Raw genomic sequence first — 3652 nt, forward strand, 5'->3', positions numbered from 1 at the left:
CCTTTCCGTTTCCCAGAGGGAGGCTGGGAGGGAGAGGTTCATCGAACTCACGTTACCTTATCGCAGTGCGAAATAGTCCGCAAAAGTCATTACAAATTACGAATTACGAATTAGTTAATATCTATTTTCTTTCTGGATGTGCTGCATCCTCTGCTGAAGGAGTACCCATCTGATTAATTGTGGCAATCATCTGATACAAGCGCCCCAAATCGCGTTGATTGAAATACAAAATGAGGCGGGGTAGCCCAACAGTTTCATCTTGTGCTTCTTGAGGTAATGCCTGACTTTTTTCAATTCGTCCTTTAACAATAATGTCGCTGAAATCAGCATTGAGTTGCTCAACAAGAGCGTCTGATATATCTGTTTTCAGGCGGATGACTAATTGATCCCCTACATAGCGGCTAGAATGATAAACCTGGTAAAAACGGGTGATAGCGTCGCAAGCTACATCCAGGTTATCTGTCACCGTGTAAAGGCTGGGGTCTTCAGGACTGACAAGACCATTTTGCACTAATTGTTTATCAATGTATTCGCTCCAAGAGCGCCAGTAATCACCACCAGGGCGATCAATTAAAACTAGAGGTACTGGGCCAAATTTACCAGTCTGGCTTAATGTCATGCATTCAAAAGCTTCATCTTGAGTGCCAAAGCCTCCCGGAAATAAGGCTACAGCATCACTTTCTTTCAGGAGAAATAGCTTGCGGGTAAAGAAATATTTGAAGTGTATTAACTTGGGATCACCTTCTATAAAAGGGTTCGCTTCCTGTTCAAAGGGTAACTGAATATTTAATCCAAAGGAATTTTCTCGCCCAGCACCTTCGTGTCCCGCCTGCATGATCCCACCGCCGCCGCCGGTCATCACCATGAATCCTAATTGAGAAACAGCGTGAGCAAACTCAAGGGCCATTTGGTACTCTGGTGTATCTGCCGCGAGACGAGCAGAACCGAAGATTGTGACTTTGCGAACGTGTCGGTAATCATAAAAAAGCTCGAAACCGCGCTCCATATCTGCTAACGCAGCCGACAAGATTTTCCAATCGAGACGCTCAATTTCGCTATCAGCTAGACGAACAATAGTAGCAAGTGCTTGCTGAATAAATTGCCGATTTTTTAATGTCGGTAAACGAGCGATCAATTCAGCGATATCCGCCTGTAAAGACTCTAATGTGTCAAACGACGCAGATGAGGTCATGAGAACTGCCGCAACAATGGCACTATATTTTACGTGAATGACTTACACTCTAGCAAGCGGGATATACCCCTCTGATGTGCAGCTAGCATTCTTAGAGCTGGCTTTGAGGTAGTATTGGTGATTACTCAAGTTGAGATCCCCATCTTTTGAGATTGAAACTCGGAAGATGATGTTCATCGTGAGCTTCCAACGAATGCCATTAGTCATGCGAATAATTTAGACATTTGCTGAGTCAAAATGTCTCAGCTTCCCCTCAATTCAATCCCAGTTCTTCTTTCAACGCCTCTGGCACATTAACTGCTGTCTCTAATCCCCGCACACCTTCCCACTGCTGCTTTTTACCCCAGTTCATTTCTTGGAGATTGGCGTCGCTGAGGTCTGCACCACCCAAAATGGCGTAACTGAGGTTGCTATGGCTAAGATCCGCACCATTGAGAATAGCACCACTGAGGTTACTGCCACTGAGGTTAGCACTGTTAAGATTGGCATAGCTGAGGTCTGTGCCGAACAGGATGGCGTCGGTGAGATCGGCACCACTGAGGTCGGCGTCGTTGAGAATCACGCCACTGAGGTCGGCTTCGTTGAGAATTACCCGACTCAGGTCTACGCCACTAAGGTCGGCACCTAAGAACATTGCGCCGTTAAGTCTGGCATTGTTAAGTTTGGCACCGTTAAGTTTGGCGTAGCTGAGGTCTGCGGCAACAAGGATAGCATCACTAAGGTTGGTACTGAAAAGAATTGTGTCACTGAGGTTAGTACCGTTGAGAATGGCGTGACTCAAATCAGCACCACTGAGGTCGGCGCGGCAAAGATCGGCATAGCTAAAGCTGACGCTGCTAAGGTTGGCTTCACTCAGATTTGCACCGAAAAGGATGGCGTTACTTAGATCAGCATGGCTAAGGTTGGTGCTACTCAGGTCAGCGCGGTTGAGGTCGGCATGGTTGAGGTCGGCGCGACTGAGATTCGTACTGCTGAGGTCGGCGCGGTTGAGATCGGCACGGCTGAGGTTAGCACAGCTGAGGTTAGCACCACTGAGGTTGGTACTACTAAGGTCGGCCCCACTAAGGTTAGCACCGCTGAGGTTGGCACCGCTGAGGTTGGCATCACCAAGGTTGGCACCGCTAAGGTTGGCACCGCTGAAGTTTACGCCAGTTAAGTTGGCATCGCCGAGATAAGCAAGGCTTAGGTCAGCGCCGCTAAAGTCTGCCCCGGTGAGGTTGGCATCGCCTAAGTAAGCACTCTGAAAGTTACCGCCTTTGAGGAATTGCCCGACTATACTGCTAAAGTTACCAATTTCCAGGGCATCGCTATAGTTGATAATCCGCAGCAGTTGAGATGTGAAAAAATTGTCTGTGTCTGGTTGGGCAGATGGATAGAAGGTGATTTTTTGTTTGAGTTCATCTTGCTCTTGAGCGTAGCGGTGTAACTCTAACAGTAAAATCAGTACGTTTAGACCTGTATATATGTCTACCTGTCTCAATCCGATCGCAATATTTTGTGCTGCCAGTTTTAATCTTTTTTTCTGAGGTAAGTTATCATCTGGTGTTCCATCGATAAATTCTCCCTGACACCAGCGATGATAAAAATCTTCTAGCCGCCAGAAAAGTAGTTCTGGGCGAATTTTTTTACCAGTCACAACCAATTCCATTACTTGGCTGACTATTTCTGGTTTCATCGCCCCATTGCCAAGTAAATCATAAATTTCTTCATGCATTTGGCGATCGCCCACTCTAAACGATAACCCAGAGGGTAGAGTGCCCAATGTCTGATCGTCTATCTTAGAAGTCAAACCGCTCTTTGGTATTGCCCATTTTTCTAAGCTTTTTTGCAGTCTCGGAGAGTATAAATATTCCTGCAAATCATCTTGAGCAAATTTAACGCTTTTATCTGGTTCTTTAATACTTTTTTCTAGAGGTAAAACTGCTTCGGTTTCTGGCGATGTGGTCTTTGGCATCTCTTCTAACCTTGTACCTCTCACATAATTTCTCAGCAGCTGCCAGACTTGAGATAAATATGTTGACATTTCTGTGTCCGTTGTTACATTTAAATTACTGTTTTTGATAATCCTGAATTAAAACTTTTTCTATGCTAGTTTGCTATTCATTGCCAACAATCAAGAGTATAAACAAATACTATATTAAAAAAATCATCAGTTGGCTATGTCTATGAAGAGCTACTTCTTGTGCATTTGCCAACAGCTTTCCTGGAGGGCGGCTTTTCGCTCATCTGTAGTAGCCTTAAGCTTCTTCTGGTGAGGTAAATAAAGTGTTAGCTTAAGATTCTTTCCAAAATCAAGTAATTTTCATGTTTTTGCTATTTTGTTATGCTTTTTCCCCAAGAAATTTACTAGTTTGATGTAAAAATAATGCTTACTGTTTCTTGGAGAGGTAATTGTTAGGAGAAATCCAAAAGTGTTGAATGTTAAGAAAAATCCGATAAAAACAGCCCAAAATATGTTAA

2 protein-coding genes are annotated in these 3652 nt (G+C 44.4%); both read right to left on the reverse strand.

Annotated elements, in window-relative coordinates:
* Positions 1 to 121 precede the first annotated feature (121 nt).
* Positions 122 to 1192 carry an LOG family protein gene (locus ABF638_RS37120; RefSeq protein ID WP_181932056.1) on the reverse strand — a complete coding sequence of 357 codons (1071 nt, stop codon included), beginning with the start codon at positions 1190 to 1192 and terminating at the stop codon, positions 122 to 124.
* A 253-nt stretch (positions 1193 to 1445) separates the two neighbouring features.
* On the reverse strand, positions 1446 to 3215 hold the full coding sequence (locus tag ABF638_RS37125) for a pentapeptide repeat-containing protein (protein WP_435027745.1): 1770 nt from the start codon (positions 3213 to 3215) through the stop codon (positions 1446 to 1448).
* Positions 3216 to 3652: the final 437 nt, after the last annotated feature.

It is taken from the genome of Nostoc sp. CALU 1950 (assembly GCF_051172895.1).
GTDB lineage: Bacteria > Cyanobacteriota > Cyanobacteriia > Cyanobacteriales > Nostocaceae > Nostoc > Nostoc edaphicum_A.